Source organism: Phycisphaerae bacterium (genome assembly GCA_012729815.1).
Classification (GTDB): domain Bacteria; phylum Planctomycetota; class Phycisphaerae; order JAAYCJ01; family JAAYCJ01; genus JAAYCJ01.
The window spans coordinates 1-19,380 of sequence record JAAYCJ010000046.1; the positions used below are offsets into that span (position 1 = coordinate 1).

The following is a 19,380-nucleotide window of genomic DNA, read 5'->3' on the forward strand; positions in this document are numbered from 1 at the left end:
GCCTGCACCAGGTTCGCGGTCAGCGCCGCGATCAGGTCGTTGTCGCCGAACCGCAGCTCATCCACCGCGACGGTGTCGTTCTCGTTGATGATCGGCACCGCGCCCACCCGGTGCAGCGCATCGAGCGTCCGCCGGATGTTCACGTAACGCCGACGGTCCTCGAAGTCCGATCGCGTCACCAGGATCTGCGCGGCGTGACGGCCGTGGCGGGCGAAGTTGCGCTCGAAGATCTTCATCAACATGCCCTGGCCGACCGCGGCGGACGCCTGGAGCATCGCCAGGTCCTTGGGCCGGCCGGGCAGCCTCAACAGTCCGACGCCCGCGCCCACCGCGCCGCTCGAGACCACCACCATCTGCCGGCCGGACTCGATCAGCCGCGACACCTGCCGGCACAACGAGGCGATTACCCGCGGGTCAAGCCGCCCGGATGAATCGGTCAGCACGTTGGTGCCCACCTTGACCACCACCCGCCGGGCCGACCGCACGATCTTCTGGCGAACCTGTGTGCTTGGCATGGCTGCTTACGCTCCCGCTGCGCCCGGCCGCGGCGTCGCCACCGCCCGACCCGTCGCGTCGAACTCGTAGCCGAGCAGCTCGCACACGTGCCGCGCCGTCCGGTCCGTCGCCCCCTGCTGTGAGATCACCACCTGCCGCGCCCGCTCGCCGATCTCCTCCAGCAGCGCCCGATCGCCCAGCAGCCGTTCGACCTGGCCCGCCAGCTTCTCGACGCTGTCGACCTGCACCGCCGCTTCGCTCTCGAGCAGCTTGTTCACCGCATCGGCGAAGTTCTCGGTGTGCGGGCCCAGGATCATCGCCTTGCCCAACGCTGCGATCTCCATCACGTCCGATCCGCCCAGCGGCACGAACGTCCGGCCCACCACCACCACGCTCGCCATCGCGTAAAGCCGACGCAGCTCGCCGATCGTGTCCAGCAGCACCACCGCGCTGGCGACCAGCGAACCGGGCCGCTCCAGCCGCGTGCCGTCCGGATGCTCCGACCGACGCACCACCTTGAACCCTCGCGACCGGATCAGCCGGGCCACCTGGTCGAACCGCTCCGGTTTGCGCGGGGCGATCACCAACTGCAGATCGGCGTGGCGCACCCGCGCCTGCTGATAGGCCCGCACGATCGCCTCCTCCTCGACGGTCTCAGCCGTCGAGCCGGCGACCATGATCGGCTTGCCCCGTTCGAGTCCCAGCGCCTCGGCGATCGCCGACAGCGCCTCCTCGCCGCCCGCCCCTTGTTCCGGCTTGGCCGTGTCCCACTTCAGCGAGCCGGTCTCGACGATCCGATCGGCCGGCGCGCCAATCTCCAGGAACCGCCGCCGGTAAATCTCATCCTGCACCATCACCAGGTCGATCCGCTGAAACAGCCGCCGCACCAGCGGTCCGGCCAACCGATAGCGCCGCAGCGAGCGCTCGGTGATCCGGCCGTTGACCACCGCCACCGGCACCGACCGCCGCTTGGCCTCAGCCACCAGGTTCGGCCAGACCTCCAACTCCACCAGCAGAACCGCGCTCGGCCGCAGCCGGTCGAAGGCCCGACGCATCACCCACGAGAAATCGAACGGAAAAAAGAACACCCGATCCCGCCCGAACACCGCCGCCGCCCGGTCGAAACCCGTGTCGGTGGTGGTCGAAATCAGAACCTCATGGCCCGGAAACTGCTGCCGAAGCCGTTCCACCAGCGTCCGGATCGCGTTGACCTCGCCCACGCTCACCGCGTGGATCCAGATGCACGGCCGATCCGTGTGGCGCCGCGGCGCCGCCCCGAACCGGCTGCCCCAGCCGTGACGGTACCGACCGGCGAAGATCGCCCGGTAGATCACCACCGGCAGGAACGCCAGTCCCGCCAACGCGTACCCGATATCAAGAAGAACCGACTGCGCTGCGCCCATCACACTCAAACCCAATCCTCAATCGCCCAAAACGAGCAACACATCATGCTACTGCCGCCTCCAACCAATAGCAAGCCTCCCGCCATCCGCCGTCACGCTTCCCGTTTTCCCTTGTGCTTCACGTCGTCCCCTGGCCGCCCGCCGCCCCTTTTTGGTGGACCCTCGGAACCCAACCCGTTACAATGACTTGCGAACAGCGAGGACACCCATGCATCGGACCGACCAGACGACAACTCCTTCTCCCGCCCTGGGCGATCTGGCCCGCGCCGTCGCCGGTCCGCTCGAACAGGTGCGCTGCCTGCTTGACCGGCACACCCGGGACGACGATCCCCAGTTTCAGCAGCTCGCCGATCATCTGGCCGCCTACCGCGGCAAGATGCTGCGGCCGGTGATGCTCCTGCTGGCCGCCCGGGTCTTCGGCGAGCCCAACGCCAGACACGTCAACTACGCCGCCGCCATCGAGCTGCTCCACATGGCCACCCTCATCCATGACGACGTGCTCGACGAGGCCGCCGTGCGGCGCGGCCGGCCCGCCGTCTCGCGGCTCTGGGGCAACGAGGCCAGCGTCCTGCTGGGCGACTACCTGCTCAGCCAGGCCTTCGAGCTCTGCGGACGCGGCGAAGACCTCGACGCGATCCGCGCCACCGCCCGCGCCTCAGCCCAGATGTGCCGCGGCGAACTGGCCCAGTGCCTCCGCCGCAGCCGATGGGACATGACCGAGCCCGAGTACTTCCAGATCATCGAGCTCAAAACGGCCAGCCTCTATCGCCTTTGCGGATACCTGGGCGGACGGCTGGCCGGGGCCGGCGAAGCCGATACCGCCGCCCTGGCCGACTTCGGCTGGACTATCGGTGTCGCCTTTCAGATCGCCGACGACCTGCTGGACCTGGTCGGCAGCGAACAACAGACCGGAAAAACTCTTGGCAGGGACCTGGCCCAGGGCAAACCGACCCTCCCGATCATCCACGCCCTGGCCGTCGCCGGCCCTGCCGATCAGGCCCGCCTCCAGGAGCTTCTGGGCGCCTCAGCGGGCGACAACGGGTCCGGTAACACGTTGTCCGCCAAAGGGATTCTTGCTTTGCTGGAGCGGACCGGCAGCATACAATATGCGCAGGACAGGGCACGCCGCCTCGGCGCCGAGGCCAGGGGCCGCCTGGACCGGTTGGACCAGGGTCCCGCCAGAGAAGCCCTGGAACGATTGGCTGACTTTGTGGTGGAGCGGTCATGGTAGAGCCGGCGTCCTCAGCCCGCGATCCCGACGGCGTCCTGGAACGCCTCTTTGGCTCCCGTCTCTTCGGCTCTCTCTTCCTGATCCTGGCGATGGTCCTGGCGGTGGTGGCCGTGGCGGGCCTGGTCTTCGCCTTTCTGGCCGTCCTGCCCGCCGTTCCCGAGGACTATCACTTCCTGGCGGTTCTGGGGGGGGTTTTTCTGACGGTGATCAGCGTGGGTCTGGCCGCGTTGGTGTTCCTGGCGGCTGTGCTCGTGCGACTCCGCCGCGAGTCGATGCGGCATTTGGGACGCTTCGTCCCTCCGGTCCAGGTCTCCGGGAGCAGCGGTTCGCTGGACGGCCGCGTCGTGGCTGAGCACCTGGCCCAGCTCAATGAGGCGATGGTTCGCACCGCCGACCTGCTCCACGAGATCAACGAGAACACCCTCCTGGACCAGGAGGGCCGGGCCCGGAAATACGAGCTTCTGGCCCGCACTCAGCGGGAGGAGGCGTTCCGCCAGGTCGAACGCCACGTCCGCGACCGGAACTGGGCCCAGGCCCGGGCCGTGCTGGAGGGCCTGGAGCACAAGTATCCCGGCAACCACGACGTCCGCCAGCACCTGACCCGGCTGGACGGGCTTCGCAAGGCGGCCTTCGATGAGGACTACGCCCGCGTCAAAAAGCGCATCGACGACCTGATCGCCATCAGCGCGTGGGACAAGGCCGCGATCCAGGCCGAAGCCCTCCTCGAGCAGCATCCGGACTCGGAGCGGGCCAAGGAACTGGTCATCCACGTCTCGCAGCAGCGCCAGAAGTTCCGCGACGAGCAGCTCAAGCGCATTTCGGCCGACATCCAGAAGAACGTTACCCGCAAGCACTGGAACGAAGCCCTCCAGGCCGCCCGGCAGCTCCTGGAGCGCTACCCCGACAGCGTCGAGGCCGAGGCCGTCGAAAACCAGATCCCCACCCTCGAGAAGAACGCCGAAATCGAACGCCGCCAACAACTTGAAGAGCAGATCCGGGATCTCGTCCAGCGCCGCAACTTCATCCAGGCGGTGGAACTGGCCCGCCACGTCATCGAAACCTACCCCGACAGCCCCCAAGCCAGCGCCCTGGCCCAGCAGATGGCCCGCTTCGAAGACCTCGCCCGCCAGCAGGAAAAAGAGCTCCAGCTCTAGTTTTCCTTTCTAACCTCCGATCTGTCAGTCATTTATGCTAACCACGGTTCCGCGTCCGTTTTCGCGAAAAATTTATCGAGAAATTCTTCTCTGTTCCCATTGACTTAACACCGATAAGGACGCTATCTTTATTGGAGAATGATTTCTCGATAATGTTTTCTCGATAGGCACTCGGCGAACGCGGCACAAGACAAGGGGCTGACCATGGAAGATGAACTGCGGGTCATTTCCGAGGCAAGCCTTCGGCGGCTGCCCCGGTATCTGCATTTCCTCAAGCAGCTTGCCGGCCAGGGCCAGACGGCCGTCTCGTGTCCGCAGATCGCCCGCGAGTTCAAGCTGGACCCGACGCAGATTCGAAAGGACCTGGCCGCCACGGGCATCGCCGGGCGGGCCAAGGTCGGTTACGACACCGCCGAACTGATCGACGCGGTGGAGGAGTTTCTCGGTTGGAAGAACGTCAACGACGCATTCCTGGCCGGGGCGGGCAGCCTCGGTTCGGCCCTTCTGGGCTATGCCCACTTTCAGGACCAGGGCCTGAACATCGTGGCCGTCTTCGACAACGATCCGGACAAGATCGGCCGGGAGATCCACGGCCGCGAGATCCTGCCCCTCGAGAAGCTGCCCGAACTGGCCCAGCGGATGAACGTGCACATCGGGGTGATCGCCGTGCCCGCCTCCGCCGCCCAGGACGTGGCCACGCTCATGGTGCTCGGCGGGGTCGTGGCGGTCTGGAACTTCGCGCCGGCCCCCCTCGACGTGCCCGAAAACGTCATCGTCGAGAACGCCCAGCTCTCGACCAGCCTCGGCGTCCTGACCAGCAAACTCAAACGTGCTTTTCAATGGTCCCGTAGATTAGGAACCTCAAGCCATGCACACTCGGATGGTCCGCAAATTTGAAAAAGTCTGTGAGATTCTCGACCGGCACCACCGTAACCCGTCGAAGCTCATCCCGATCCTCCAGGAGGTCCAGGAGGAGTACCGGTACCTGCCGGAAGAGGTCATGACCTTCGTCGCGACCTCGCTGAACCTGCCGCCGGCCCGGGTCTTCGGCGTGGCCACGTTCTACGCCCACTTCGCCCTGGCGCCCAAGGGCAAGTACGTGGTCCGCCTCTGCGACGGCACCGCGTGCCACGTCAAGGGTTCGATCCCGATCCTCGAAGCCCTGCGGGCCAAACTCAACGTCACCGAGGAAGACAAGACCACGCCGGACATGCTCTTTACCCTCGAAACGGTTGCCTGCCTGGGCGCCTGCGGGCTGGCCCCGGTGGTGATGATCAACGACCAGGTTCACAGCCGCATGACCCCGGAGACGGCGGTGCGGCTGATCGATGACATTCTCGAGCGCGAGCAGAGCCCCGCGTCCACCAAGGAGTCCGTACAATGATGCGCAGTCAAGATGCTTCCCTTCCCAACGCGGCCGGTCGTCTTCCCCATGTGGACGGACGGCGCGTGATCGTCTGTTCCGGCACCGGATGCCGGGCCAACGGCTCCGAGGCCGTCTACGAGGCCTTCTGCCGCGAGGTCGAGGCGACCGGGCTGCCGGTCGTCATGGAGTTCTCAGCCGAGAAGACGCACGACGGGTCGGTCCCGGTGACCCGCAGCGGATGCCAGGGCATCTGCTCGCAGGCCCCGCTGGTCACCATTCTGCCCGACAACATCCTCTACATGCGGGTCAAGCCCGAGGACGTGGCCGAGATCGTTGGCGCCACCCTCGGCGAGGGCAAGCTGGTCGAACGGCTGCTGTACCGCCGGCCCGACACCGACGAGCTGTGCCGCGGGGCCAAGGACATCCCGTTCCTCAACCGCCAGACCCACGTCGTGCTCCGCGAGGTCGGCACGCTCAACCCCGAAAGCCTCGACGAGTACATCCGCCACGGCGGCTACGCGGCGGCCCGAAAGGCCTACACGCAGATGTCGCCCGAGGAGATCTGCGCCGAGATCAGCCGCTCGGGCCTGCGCGGCCGGGGCGGCGGCGGATTTCCCACCGGCCGAAAGTGGGAGGCCGCCCGGCAGCAGCCCGGTCCCAAAAAGTACGTCATCTGCAACGCCGACGAGGGCGACCCCGGGGCGTTCATGAACTGCTCGGTGATGGAGGGCAATCCTCACAGCGTCATCGAGGGCCTGATGATCGCCGCCCGGGCCATCGGGGCCGACGAGGCCTACGTCTACATCCGGGCTGAGTACCCCCTGGCCGTCCGGCGGATGAAGCGGGCGGTGGCCGAGGCCCGCGAAGCCGGCTTCCTCGGCAACAAGGTTTTCGACACCGAATTCAACCTGCATTGCGAGTTGAAGGAAGGCGCCGGCGCCTTCGTCTGCGGCGAGGAGACCGCGATGATCGCCTCCATCGAGGGCGAGCGCGGCATGCCGCGGCCCAAGCCGCCGTTCCCCGCCCAGAGCGGGCTCTGGGGCAAACCCACCATCATCAACAACGTCGAAACCCTCGCCCAGGTCGTCCGAATCATCAACGACGGCGCGGACGTGTTCCGCAAGGTCGGCACCCAGGCCGCTCCCGGCACCAAGACCTTCGCCCTCACCGGCCACGTCGCCAACACCGGTCTGATCGAGGTCCCCTTCGGCACCACGCTTCGCGAGGTGGTCTTCGGCATCGGCGGCGGCGTCACCGACGACGCGGGCAACATCGATCCGGACGGTTTCAAGGCCGTCCAGATCGGCGGACCCTCCGGCGGCTGTCTGACCAGAGAGCATCTGGACCTGCCGCTGGACTACGACGCCCTCCGTTCGGTCGGGGCCATGGTCGGCTCCGGCGGCCTGGTCGTGATGAACCGCCACACCTGCATGGTCAGCGTGGCCCGGTTCTTCATGGACTTCACGCAGCGGGAATCGTGCGGCAAGTGCGTCCTGTGCCGCGAGGGCACCAAGCAGATGCTCTCGCTGCTGGACGACATCCTCGAAGGGCGGGCTGACGAGACCACGCTGCCCCTGCTCCAAAAGCTCGGCGCGGCGGTGGCCAAGGGCTCGCTGTGCGGCCTGGGCAAGACGGCGCCGAACCCGGTGCTCTCGACCCTCCGGTACTTCCGGGACGAGTACGAGGCCCACGTCTTCGACAAGACTTGTCCGGCCGGCCGGTGTCCCAAGCTCCGCAAGCTCCGGATCAGCGCGGAAAAGTGCAAGGGCTGTGGGGCCTGCATCCGCGTCTGCTCCGTCCACGCGATCCGCGGGGAAAAGAAAAAACCCCACCAGATCGACGAAACGCTCTGCATCAAGTGCGGCGCCTGCCAGGCCGCCTGCAAGTTTGACGCCGTGGAGGTGTACTAGCCATGACCAAATCCGCCACCGTAACCATTGACGGCCGCGAATTCCCGATCAACGGCGAGCGCAACCTGCTCGAGGTGATCCGCAAGGCCGGCATCGAGATTCCCACGTTCTGTTACCATTCGGACCTGAGCGTCTACGGGGCCTGCCGGCTCTGCCTGGTCGAGGTCGAGGGCCGGGGCCTGGTGGCCTCGTGCTCGACGCCCGCCGAACCGGGCTTGCGCGTCCGGACCAACACGCCGGAGATCCGCGAGATTCGCACCATTGCCGTCGAGCTGCTCCTGGCCAACCACGATTCGAGCTGCCCGACCTGCGCCAAGAGCAACTCGTGCCAGCTCCAGGCCCTCGCCCGGCGGCTGGGCATCGAGAAGGTGCGGTTCAAACCCGCGCGGCGTCCGGCGTCGGTCGACCGCTCGTCGCCGTCGCTGGTCCGCGACCCGAACAAGTGCGTCCTGTGCGGCGACTGCGTGCGGGTCTGCAGCGAAATTCAGGGCATCGGGGCGATCGACTTCGCCTTCCGCGGCCACTCGGTGTCCGTGCTGCCCGCCTTCGGCAAGAACCTCGACAAGGTCGAGTGCGTCTACTGCGGCCAGTGCGCCGCGGTCTGCCCGACCGGGGCCATCACGCCGCGGTCCGAAGTTGAGGACGTTTGGAGGGCCATCGACAACCCGGCCAAGAAGGTGGTCGCCCAGATCGCCCCGGCCGTGCGGGTCGCCCTCGGCGAGGCCTTCGGCCTGGCCGCCGGTTCGGTGACCACCGGCCTGCTGACCGCGGCCCTCAAGGCGATGGGCTTCGACCGCGTCTACGATACGTGCTTTACCGCCGACCTGACGGTCATCGAGGAAGGCAGCGAGTTCATCCGCCGCGCCACCACCGGCGGGGCGATGCCGCAGTTCACCTCGTGCTGCCCCGGATGGGTCAAGTTCGCCGAACAGTACTACCCCGACCTGCTCGAGAACCTCTCCTCCTGCCGGTCGCCGCAGCAGATGTTCGGCGCGCTGGCCAAGGACATGCTGCCCAAGGACCTCGGCGTCGAGCCCAAGGACCTGATCATCGTCTCGATCATGCCGTGCACGGCCAAGAAGTTCGAGGCCAAGCGGCCCGAATTCACCGTCGCCGGCGTGCCGCAGGTCGATCACGTCCTGACCACGCAGGAGGTCGCCCGCATGATCCAGCAGTACGGCGTGCGGTTCAACGAGCTCAAGCCCGAGTCGCTCGACCTGCCGCTGGGCTTCAAGACCGGGGCCGGCGTGATCTTCGGCGCCTCCGGCGGCGTGACCGAAGCCGTCCTGCGGTTCGCCGCGGAGCAGCTCGGCGAAACCCAGCCCGACGCGGTCGAATTCCTCGAAGTCCGCGGCGAGAAGGGCCTTCGCGAAGCCGAATACACCCTCGGCGGCAAGACCATCCGCCTGGCCGTCGTCCACGGCCTGGCCAACGCCCGCAAGGTCGCCGAGGAAATCCGTGCCGGCAACTGCCAGTACGACCTGATCGAGGTCATGGCCTGTCCCGGCGGGTGCATCGGCGGGGCCGGTCAGCCCGTCGCACTCGATTCGCAGACAAGGCGTAAACGGACCGAAGGTCTTTACGAGACCGACAAGATGCTCCAGCTCCATAAGTCCCAGGACAACCCGTACGTCAAGAAGTGCTACGAACAGCACCTCGGGCAGGTCGGCGGCGAGAAGGCCCACCACCTGCTCCATACCCACTACCAGAACCGCCGGCGCATCAGCGGCGAGGACCTGGCCCTGCTCAACGGCGGCCGCGAAAAGAAACTCCAGGTCAGCGTCTGCGTCGGCACCAGTTGCTACCTCCGCGGCTCGCAGGACCTGCTGCACGCCCTGATCCGCCACATCGAGGAACGCGGCCTCCACGACCGCGTGGACGTCCAGGCCACCTTCTGCTTCGAGCGCTGCGGGCGCGGGCCCACCGTCCGGATCGGCGAGCAGATCATCGAGAAGTGCCGGTTCGATCACGCCTGTCAGGCCCTCGATGCGGAATTGGCCGCCGCCGGCGGCGGAGGATCGTAACCCCGCGGGAGCCCTCTATGGAACCACGCCAGAAGGTCGGCCAGATCGTCTTTACCAACAAGGCCCGCTGCCGGGACTGTTACCGATGCGTTCGCGTCTGCCCGGTCAAGGCCATTCGCATGAGCGGCGGCCAGGCCTTCGTCGACGCCGACCGCTGCATCGCCTGCGGCACCTGCATCCGCGAGTGCCCGCAAGGCGCCAAGAGTTTTCGACGCGACCTCGACCGGGTCGTGCGGCTTCTGGAATCCGGGGCCAAGGTGGCCGCCAGCGTCGCCCCGTCATTCGCCGGCGTGCTGCCGCCGTGGCAGGCGTCGCGGCTGCCCTCGATCCTGCGGCGGCTGGGCTTCTGCCACGTGGCCGAGACGGCCATCGGGGCCTATCACGTGGCCTGCAAGACCGCCGAGGCCGCGGCCCAGCGGCCGGGCGCGCCGTGCGTCTGCACCGCCTGCCCCGCCGTGGTCAATTTCGTCGAACGCTACCATCCCGAGTGGGTCCGCATGCTCGCCCCCGTCGTCTCGCCCATGATCGCCCACGCCCGGCGGATCAAGGCGAAGCTCGGGTCCGACGTCAAGGTCGTCTTCATCGGGCCGTGCGTGGCCAAGAAGGCCGAGGCCGAACGCCCGGAACTCGCCGGCGACGTCGATGCCGTCATCACCTTCGAGGAACTCGCCGAGTGGCTTGAAGGCCAGGGCCTGTCGCTGGCCGCCTGCGAGGAGAGCCGGTTCGACGAGGAGGCCGCCGGCCTGGCCCGGCTCTTCCCGCTCGAAGGCGGACTGATCCGGACCGCCGAGATGCCCTCGCAACTGCTGGCCCCGCGCGTGGTCTGCGTCAGCGGCTTCGACGAGGTCGTTGATGCCCTCGCCTTCGCCCACCAGGACCGCCAGGCCGTCGTGATCGAACCGCTGATGTGCCCGCAGGGCTGCATCAACGGCCCGGCCGTCGCCTCGGAGCAGCGGCTCTACCATCGGCGAGAGGATCTGATCGATTACGCCGCCGCCAATCCCGGACCGCCCGACCAGCCCCGGACCGAGGGCCTCGACACCGCGTTCGCCGGCCGGCCCGTGGATGAGCACGAGCCCATCGACGAGGACCAGATCCGCGCCGTGATGGAAAAGACCGGCAAGGCCCACGAGGAGGATCAGCTCAACTGCGGGGCGTGCGGCTACGCCTCGTGCCGCGAAAAGGCCATCGCGGTCATCCGCGGACTGGCCGAGCCCGAAATGTGCATCCCGTACATGAAGCGGCTCGCCGAGCAGCGGACCGACCGGATCATCGAAACCACGCCCAACGGCATCGTCATCCTCGACGAACGGCTTAACATCGTGTCGATGAATCCCGCCTTCCGCAAGTTCTTCCTCTGCAGCGCGTCCTTCTGCGGCAAGAACATTTCGTACCTGATGGATCCCGAACTCTTCGAGAAGCTCGTCTCCGGTCAGGAAGAGCGGGTCGAAATGGTGGTCCGCCACGAGAAGTACAAACTCATCTGCCACCAGATCCTCTACGCCCTCCGCGAGGAAAAGAAGTTCATCGGCATCTTCGTCAACATCACCAACAGCCGCCTCAGCCAGGACCGGCTCGAACAGTTCCAGGCCGACACCGTCAGCCAGGCCCGCGAGCTCCTCGAACACCAGATTGGCATGGCCCAGAGGATTGCCGCCTTCCTCGGCGAGAGCACCGCCCGCGGACAGCAACTCGTCGATAACCTCATGCGGCTCGGCGGGCAACCGCCCGAAACCACCACGGAGAAATCCGGCCGATGGCCCTGGGATATACACACGTCGAAATAGCCGTCGTCCAGACCCCCAAGCGGACGGGCGAGCCCTGCGGCGATCTGGTCCTCCAGGAGCGGACCGCCCAGTCCACCACCATCGTCTGCTGCGACGGCATCGGCTCGGGCCTCAAGGCCAATATCGCCGCCACCATGTGCGCGACCCGGATCATGGAACTGCTCCGCTGCGGATTCTCGCTGCGGCGGGCCTTCGCCGCCGCCGCTGAGACCATGAACCGCTCGCGCGATCCGGAGCTCTCATACGCCGCGTTCGCCCTCGCCCGCATCCTCAACAACGGCCAGGCCACCGTGTTGACCTACGACATGCCGCCGCCGGTCTTCGTCGGCAAGATCCAGACGATCGTCCTGCCCCAGCGGACCACCACCATCGAGACCGCCCTGGTCGGTGAATGCCACGCCCACGTCGAACCGGGCGAGGGACTCCTGCTGGTCAGCGACGGAATCACGCAGGCCGGACTCGGTGCGGGACTGGCCGAGGGATGGACCATCGACGGCGTGCGGCACTATGTCGACCGCTGCATCGCCGACCGCATGCCGCTTCACGAGATCCCCCGCGCCGTCCACCGCCAGGCCCTCGATCACTGGAAGAAGCCCGGCGACGACTGCACCGCCGTGCTCGCCTCGTGCCGCCAAGGCAACGTGCTCAACATCCTTACCGGTCCGCCCGCCGACCCCAACAAGGACCTCCAGGTCGTCAAGCGGTTCTGGCGCAGCGAGGGACGCAAGGTCATCTGCGGCGCGACCACCACGCTCGTCGTCGGACGCTGCATGAACCTCAAGCCGCGGGTCGAGCAGAACGCCACCAGCGTGCTCGCCCCGCCCCGCTACGAACTGCCCGGCGTCGATCTGGTCACCGAGGGCGCGGTCACCCTCAACCAGGTTTTCAACGTCCTCGACGAGGACCCCGGCAACTTCGAGGAGGAAAGCGGCGTGACCGAACTGCACGGCCTGCTCCGCGCCGCCGACCGCGTCAATATCATGGTCGGCCGCGCCTCGAACCCCGCCAACCAGGACATCGGCTTCCGCCAGCGCGGCATCCTCTCCCGCACCACCATCGTCCCGCTGATCGCCGCCAAGCTCCGCCACGACGGCAAACTCGTCGTGATCGACTACGTCTGACTCCCGGTCAGCTCCGCGATCGGCGTCGCCCGTCCCGCCGTCAGCGCCGCCGACCGGACGCCCATCGCCAGGCACCCGCGCACGAACGGCTTGGGATCGGCGGTGTTCTCAGCGAACAGGCCGTAGTGCATCGGCGAAGCCGCGACGGGCTTGAGCTGGCCGACCACCTTCAGCGCCTCATCGCCGCTCATGTTGCCCCACCGGCCGTTGATGCAGATCAGCACCAGGTCAATCCGCCGGTCCGCCTCGACCGACACGTCCTCAGCCAGTTCCTCGTGATACTCGCTGTCGCCGCTGACGTAGACCAGCCCGCCCTCCGCCTCGACCAGCAACCCGACCGCCTCGGTCTGCCCGTGATGCGCTATTACCGCCTTGAGCGCGAACGGCCCGACGGTCAGTGACTCGCCGCATCCGACCGTGCGAAGCCGCTGCGGATCGACGCCAAGCTGCCGGCAGCGCTGCATCGCCGCGAACGGCCCGGCGAACAGACACGCCGGCCACCGCTGGGCGATCTGCGGGATTGCCACCGGGTCCAGATGGTCCGGATGGTGGTGCGTGCAGAACACCGCCGCCGGCGAGAGCTTGTTGACCGGCACCGGCGCGGGACACAGGCGCTTCAGCCCGTCCGTCTGTTCCACGAAATCGCTGAGGTACGGATCGACGGCCAGACGCTCGCCGTCCTGCTCGAACACGAACCCGCCCTGGGTCAGCCACGTGATCTCCATCCGGTCCTCCTGTCGCCTCAGCTTCGCAGGAACCGCTCGGTCAACCGCCGATGCCACCGCACGTCCTTCCAGTTCTCGAACTGCGGCTGGCAGTAATTGTGCGGCGTCCAGCCCCACATCCCGTACTCGATCGCGTCGTCCACCGACCACTCAGCCCACTCCAGCAGCCAGCCCCAGTCGATGCCCGGCCGGTCGATCATGTACCACGACGCCCACGACTCGCTGGTGGTCAGCGGCATGCCGCGCTGCTGCGCCCACGCCGCGAACTGCCCCAGCTTGCCCCGCTGACGTGCCCGGAACATCGGCGCCGCCGCCGCGCGCGCCTTGTTGCACCGATCCGAATAGTCCTCGTGCCACGAGTCGTCGGTGAACAGCACCGGCATCCGCTCGTGGAACCGCGTCCGGTGCGTCCATCGCGGGTCGGCGTCGGCGTAAAAATGCACGTCCAGACAGTCGAACTCCACCGGCACGTCAAGCCACCGCACGTCGCCGTGGATCGACGCCGTGAACCGCAGCTCGGGAAACTCCCGCCGCAGCAGGTCCAACGCCTCGTTGAGCTCCCTGGCGATGAACGCCGATTGCGCCCCGCCGAACGCCGGTACGCCCCAGTCGCACCCGGTCGCCTCCTTCATCCGCTCCAGAAACCCCGGGAAAAAGTACGGCACCTCGTTGGCCAGGTCCACGTACACCAGCCCCTCGAAACCGAACCGCCGCTTCCACTCCGTCAGCATCGTCACCCACATCTCCGCCCCTTCGCGGTGATCCTTGGGCCGGCGCAGCGGCTTGGGGCCTCTGGCTTCGTCCATGGGCCACCACGCGCTGACGGTGTAGTGCAGCTTTCGCGAGAGCATCTTCTCGACGAACTCGATGATCCACGCCCCAACCGGCCCTTTCACCGCCGTGTTCCAGTTCCATGGCATCAACGGCTGCTTCGGGTCGGGCCACGAAAGCTCCCGCTCCGGCCGCAACAGGTCGATCCACTGCGGCATCGGATCGAGCCGCAGCGTGTTGTAGCCGCGCTCGATCGCCTCATCCAACACCCTGTCGAAATCCTCGAACGACCCGCCCGGCCCGTGTCGCAGCACGAACGCGTTGTCCCACATCACCAGGGTCAGCCGCCGCGGGTCCAGATGCTCGCGCATGTCGAACGAACCCGCTGTGCCCATCGAACCATCCACTTTCCGAACGCTCGCCTGCTGCTGCGGAAAATCCACGACCAACTCCTTTCAAAATTCCCGAGAACCAATCCGGTTGATCGGTCCTCATGTTGCGATTCGCATTTTCAAACCGTCCGAAATCCGTACAAATCCGCATCCACCATCTCGAACAGCAGATACACCGGCCTGCCCCGCAGCTCCGCGATCCGCCGGCCGCCCTTGAACGCCACCTTCTGTTCGATCCCGTCCGCCTCGATCGGTACGCAATCGTCGAATCCGAATCCCTCGATCAGCCCGCGCGAACTCAGCAGATGCGGCGCCGCACCGGCCGCCCGGCCGTCGAACAGGCTCATCGGTTCGGCCGAACCGATCCCCACCCGTATCCGCCCGCGCGACGCATCGGCGTTGACCTCCAGCGTCTCGCCCTCCAACGTCACCGGCTTGGAGATCAGCACCTCGACAAAGTTGCGCGCCGTCAGGCTCACGTAGCGGTTGCGCTTCTGCACGTACAAGCCGACCTGCTGAGTCTGCAGCCGGTGGCGATAGTAGCTGCTCTGCTCGCGATTGGCCCGAATGCCCAGGTGGTCGCCGCTGATGCACGTGGCGTAGAACCAGTCCTCATCGCCCACCCGCACCGGCGTCGGCCCGCACCAGGCGATCCGGTCGTAGCTGTCCTGCTCCGTGCCGTGCGGAATCCAGTCCTCGCGGCTGGACGTGCGGTCCCACGTCTTGCCGCCGTCGCGGCTGATCGTGATCCGCGTCCCGCCGAACCCCTTGCGGCAGAACGGCCAGTGGTCCGGATGGCCGCCCGGCTGAGCTGGATCGCGCAGAATCGGCCCGCCCTCCGGATGCGTCCGGTCCGAATGGAACCACGCCAGCAACCCAAGCACGACCCCTTCGGTGTGCAGCGGCGTCATGTGCATCGGCTCGTCGTAGCGGTCCTGCCGATGCGGATCCGCGGCGTCCGGATACAGACACGCCTCCGCCGTCCAGCTTTGCAGGTCCTTCGAGCCGAACCGCGCGATCTCCCGCGTCGGCAGCCAGTGCCCGACCACGCCCTGCTCGATCGTCACCCACTCACGGTGAACGTCGTCCCAGAAGTGCAGCATCTTCCGCCGCGGATTAAACTGGCTGCCCGAATCGACCAGCTTGTCCATCCACCGCGGGTCATTGCGAAAGTCCGGGATCGCCGCCGCAAAATACCCCTTCGGCGCCAGATCCCAGTTCGACCCGATCCGAAAGCCCGCATCCGCCTTCGGCGCCAGCCGCAGGGCGTAGCGCCTGGCCGGGTCCGCGACATTGCCCCACTGGCCCAGGTCGGCCACGAAATTAAACGGCACACCCAGGTTGTTCTCCCGCGTGCTCCCCTTCGGCTGAGGAAACGGCGCCGCTGAACGATCCACCTCCGCTGGCCCTTCCACCAGCCGCAGCGAGGGCTTTTCCCACCTCACCCCGTCCGCGCTGGTCGCCAGCGCCACCGCCGCGCTGATATGGTGCGCCCGGTCCACCTTGAACGCCGCGTGGTCCGACCCCTCCGACGGGTTCCACCACATCGCGTTATAGAACGCCTGAAACGTCCCGTCCTTGTCCCGGTGGATGTGGACCGGCGCCGCCCCAGCCGTCTCCCACGGCCGGTCCGCCGCGATCACCACCCCCTTCGCCTTCGGATGGTGCACCACCCGGTCCAACCCGGTCGAGCGGCCCACGACGTAATCGTCAACGAACAGTTGCCAGTGCGACGTGACGGGAACCGGTTCGCCTGTGAACATGATCTGGTCCTTTCACCGTTTCGGCAGAGTATACCGCCGCGGCTCCAGGATTCAACCCGCCATCGGCATCGCGGGAATCAGGCTGAATGGGCGCCGCGAAATCGGCGCTGCCGTCCAGCGGAGAATTCCCCGTCTGCCAGCATGTGTTTCCCTCCCGTGTTGCGGCTGTGCAATGCCCGGATTTCTCTGTCGAAGCGGTGACAATCGGCTTGTTGATGCGCGGACTCGTGATAGAATCCCTCCACAAGCCCGGAGCCGCCCGGTTGCGGATCATCCGGGAAATCCCGGCTGTCTGGAGTGCGTCATGTCCAAGCAGGTGTTGAACGGTGGTTGGGCCATCGTAAGGGATAGAGCCAACGTCGGTCGGCGCGACAGGTGGTTCGACGCGATCCATGAAGGATGCGTCGACGCGGTCGTCCCCGGGATCATCCAGCAGACATTCCCGGACTACCAGGGAGTCGTCTGGTACTACAGGCGGTTCACCGTCCAGAACTCGCCTGAGCCCGATCAGCGGACCATGCTTGCCTTCCGCGCGGTGGACTATCTTGCCGATGTCTGGGTCAACGGCAAGCACGCCGGTCGGCACGAGGGGGGCGAAACCCCGTTTCGTTTCGATATTACGGACCTCGTCGGTCCGCAGCGGGAAAACCTCATCGCGGTGAGAGTCCTCTGTCCCGACGACGAGCCGATCGACGGTATGACGATCGCCAATACCCCCTGCCGAAACTGCCGGAGCTTCAAGGACTTCGCGCCGGGCAGTTCGTTGCGGATCGGCGGGATCCTGCAGGAGGTCAGCCTGCTGGGCGTTCGCGACAAGCGCATCGAGGATTTCTACGTCCGAAGCGACTGCCGTTCCGGCCAAACTCGCGTCGAACTCACCTGCCGCAATGACACGCGGCAAGCGGTCTCCGCGAGAATCACCTCGACGATCTCCGACAAACTCGGCGACGTTCATGACCGCGTCGATCTGGAAGTCGAACTGCCACCCGGCGAATCGGTGCATGCGTTCCACCTTACCGTCGACTCGCCGCGCCGGTGGGACCTGGACGATCCGTTCCTCTACGACGTCACCGCAACCCTGATCGCCGACGGCGGCGAGGACACCAAGACCAAGCGCACGGGCTATCGCGAGTTCTGCGTCAAGAATGGGTACTTCCACCTCAACGGCCGAAGACGGTTCCTCAAGAGCTCTCACACGGGAAACCACTTTCCGATCGGTCAGGTTGTTCCCACGAACATCGAGTTCCTGCGCCGTGATCTGTACTACGCCAAGGCGGCTGGGTTCAACATGATCCGGTTCATCGCCGGCATGCCGCTGGAAGAACAACTGGATTTCTGCGACGAACTGGGCCTGATGGTCTACGAGGAAAACTACGCCGCGTGGCTCCTGGAGGATTCGCCCCAGATGCCGCAGCGCTTCGACTCGGCCCTGCGGGAAATGGTCCTTCGCGACCGCAGCCATCCGAGTGTGACCATCTGGGGAATGCTCAACGAGACGGGAGGGGGCTCCGTATTCGACAGGGCCTACGAGGGGCTCAAGCTCTTGCGCAGCCTGGATCAGGACCGCCTGGTGCTGCTCAGCAGCAGTCGCGGCGAGTGCAACCCCCGAATCGGTTCGATCAGCAATCCCGGCAGCGACCTCTGGCAGTACGAGTGGGGAATGGAAGCTCCGGACGCTGATTTTTCGCGCTCCGCTCCCGAGTCTCCCGCCGCATGGGGCGCGCCCTACTTCCTGGGATACTCGCCCGGCATGGGTGATGTCCACATCTATCCCAGGCTTCCGCTCTCTCCCCGGACTCGCGAATTCCTCAGAACCCTCGGCCACGACAGCAAGCCCATCCTCCTTTCGGAATTCGGCGCCGGCAGCATGATGAACGTCATCGGCGAGTACCATCGCTTCCAGCAGAACGGCGCAAGCGACAAACTGGTGGACATGGGCTGCATACGGGGACTCTGCGAAAAACTCGAGGCGGACTGGCGGCGATTCGGCATGGAGAAGGTCTATCCGGTGCTCGAGGATATGCTCATCGCCAGCCAGGAACTCCAGGTACGCCAGCGGGAAATCGGATTCGATCTGATCCGCGCCAACCCGAAATTCTGCGGCTACAACATGACCGGTCTGCTCGACCACGGCATCACCGGCGAGGGGGCGTGGGACTTCTGGCGAGAGTTCAAACCCGGCATTTTCGACATGCTGCACAAGTGCCACAGCCCCCTGCAGTGGTGCCTGTTCGTTCCCGAAGAACACGTCTACTCCGGCAGGCAGTTCACCGTCGAAGCCGTCCTGGCCAACGAAGACGTCCTGCGCCCGGGAAACTACCCGGTGGTCCTGCAGATCGTAAGCCCCCACGGCGACGTTCTGTGGGAAAAGCGCGCCCGCGCGGTGGTCGATGCGTCCGCGAGCCCGGACTCGTCGCTGGCGATTCCCGTCGCCAAGGAGACCGTCCGCATCTCGGGCGGATCGGGCGAGTACACCTTCCGCGCGTACATGGAAAACGGCGCCAGGCCCGCCGGAGGAAAGGTCAAATTCCATCTCACCAACCCCGAGACGTTCCCGCGAGTCGAGAGCAGCGTCGCCCTCATGGGCATTCCGCGGGAGGTCGAGGAATTCCTCAGCGCGCATGGCGCAGCGTGCAGGCCGCTCGACGCCGAGACGATCGCCGCCAATGACGTCATCCTCATCGGCGATGTCTCAAACATGCAGATCGATCGGAGCGTGTGGGAAAAACTCTTCGACGGCGTCGCCCGTGGGGCCAGAGCGGCGTTCCTCTGCGCCGCGTCGCTGGGGCGGCTGGAGACTCCCGAGGTGCCGAATCACCGGGAGCACGCGTACCAACTCGATCATATCCTGCCGATAGGGGAAGGTCGGTGCTTCTCTTCGTTCGACTGGCTGTATCACAAGGAGTGCATCAACAAACCGCACCCGATCTTCGAAGGTCTCACCCGAGGCATGATGGATTTCGTCTACTATGGCCCGGTCGTGCCGACCTATGTCCTCGACACGCCGCGGGTGCCGGACCAGGTCGTCGCCGCGGCTTTCGCCGTCGCGTACTGCCCGGATCCGGATGGGTATTTCTCCGGCGTGCTGGTCGGTTCATACCGTCACGGCAAAGGCGGCTACACGATATCGACGATGGACATACTCGATAACGTCAATGCGCACCCAGCGGCGGACAGGCTGCTGCTGAACATTGTGAAGTTCCTTGCCGCGGATCGGGGACGGGACTGATCCTGCCTC

At 66.3% G+C, this 19,380-nt stretch carries 14 protein-coding genes; 9 read left to right on the forward strand and 5 right to left on the reverse strand.

The genetic code is table 11. The annotated features are described in order from the left end of the window. The coding region (proB, locus tag GXY33_03505) for a glutamate 5-kinase (protein ID NLX04193.1) at positions 1-515 on the reverse strand (515 nt) is incomplete at its 3' end. A 6-nt stretch (positions 516-521) separates the two neighbouring features. Further along, positions 522-1,898, reverse strand: coding sequence for a 3-deoxy-D-manno-octulosonic acid transferase (locus tag GXY33_03510; GenBank protein ID NLX04194.1), 1,377 nt, complete (start codon positions 1,896-1,898; stop codon positions 522-524). A 208-nt stretch (positions 1,899-2,106) separates the two neighbouring features. On the opposite strand from GXY33_03510, the gene GXY33_03515 reads away from it, so the two are divergent. The 8 genes from GXY33_03515 to GXY33_03550 all read left to right on the forward strand — a co-directional run bounded on the left by GXY33_03515 (position 2,107) and on the right by GXY33_03550 (position 12,491). Further along, positions 2,107-3,129, forward strand: a complete 1,023-nt coding sequence (locus GXY33_03515) for a polyprenyl synthetase family protein (GenBank protein ID NLX04195.1) — start codon at positions 2,107-2,109, stop codon at positions 3,127-3,129. Further along, positions 3,123-4,283: a tetratricopeptide repeat protein gene (locus tag GXY33_03520; protein NLX04196.1), complete on the forward strand. Its 1,161-nt coding sequence runs from the start codon at positions 3,123-3,125 to the stop codon at positions 4,281-4,283. Before GXY33_03515 ends, GXY33_03520 begins: the two co-directional genes overlap by 7 nt. 204 nt (positions 4,284-4,487) lie before the next feature. After that, complete coding sequence (locus GXY33_03525) at positions 4,488-5,180, forward strand: redox-sensing transcriptional repressor Rex (GenBank protein ID NLX04197.1); 693 nt, start codon at positions 4,488-4,490, stop codon at positions 5,178-5,180. After that, positions 5,152-5,667 carry an NAD(P)H-dependent oxidoreductase subunit E gene (locus GXY33_03530; protein ID NLX04198.1) on the forward strand — a complete coding sequence of 172 codons (516 nt, stop codon included), beginning with the start codon at positions 5,152-5,154 and terminating at the stop codon, positions 5,665-5,667. The genes GXY33_03525 and GXY33_03530 overlap by 29 nt, the downstream gene beginning before the upstream one ends. Continuing rightward, positions 5,667-7,559, forward strand: coding sequence for a 4Fe-4S binding protein (locus GXY33_03535; protein ID NLX04199.1), 1,893 nt, complete (start codon positions 5,667-5,669; stop codon positions 7,557-7,559). Before GXY33_03530 ends, GXY33_03535 begins: the two co-directional genes overlap by 1 nt. 2 nt (positions 7,560-7,561) lie before the next feature. Further along, the gene (locus GXY33_03540) at positions 7,562-9,583 is read left to right on the forward strand and encodes a 4Fe-4S binding protein (protein NLX04200.1); all 2,022 of its coding nucleotides are present in this window, start codon (positions 7,562-7,564) and stop codon (positions 9,581-9,583) included. 17 nt (positions 9,584-9,600) lie between these two features. After that, positions 9,601-11,370 carry a 4Fe-4S binding protein gene (locus GXY33_03545; GenBank protein ID NLX04201.1) on the forward strand — a complete coding sequence of 590 codons (1,770 nt, stop codon included), beginning with the start codon at positions 9,601-9,603 and terminating at the stop codon, positions 11,368-11,370. Next, the gene (locus GXY33_03550) at positions 11,340-12,491 is read left to right on the forward strand and encodes a SpoIIE family protein phosphatase (protein ID NLX04202.1); all 1,152 of its coding nucleotides are present in this window, start codon (positions 11,340-11,342) and stop codon (positions 12,489-12,491) included. The genes GXY33_03545 and GXY33_03550 overlap by 31 nt, the downstream gene beginning before the upstream one ends. On the opposite strand, the gene GXY33_03555 is transcribed toward GXY33_03550, so the two are convergent. From GXY33_03555 to GXY33_03565, 3 genes are all read right to left on the reverse strand, one after another. After that, the gene (locus GXY33_03555) at positions 12,482-13,216 is read right to left on the reverse strand and encodes an MBL fold metallo-hydrolase (GenBank protein ID NLX04203.1); all 735 of its coding nucleotides are present in this window, start codon (positions 13,214-13,216) and stop codon (positions 12,482-12,484) included. The genes GXY33_03550 and GXY33_03555 overlap by 10 nt on opposite strands. A gap of 17 nt (positions 13,217-13,233) precedes the next feature. Then, positions 13,234-14,430, reverse strand: a complete 1,197-nt coding sequence (locus GXY33_03560) for a hypothetical protein (protein ID NLX04204.1) — start codon at positions 14,428-14,430, stop codon at positions 13,234-13,236. 68 nt (positions 14,431-14,498) lie between these two features. Next, the gene (locus tag GXY33_03565; GenBank protein ID NLX04205.1) at positions 14,499-16,142 is read right to left on the reverse strand and encodes a hypothetical protein; all 1,644 of its coding nucleotides are present in this window, start codon (positions 16,140-16,142) and stop codon (positions 14,499-14,501) included. A 304-nt stretch (positions 16,143-16,446) separates the two neighbouring features. On the opposite strand from GXY33_03565, the gene GXY33_03570 reads away from it, so the two are divergent. Beyond that, positions 16,447-19,371 carry a hypothetical protein gene (locus tag GXY33_03570; protein ID NLX04206.1) on the forward strand — a complete coding sequence of 975 codons (2,925 nt, stop codon included), beginning with the start codon at positions 16,447-16,449 and terminating at the stop codon, positions 19,369-19,371. Positions 19,372-19,380 lie beyond the last annotated feature (9 nt).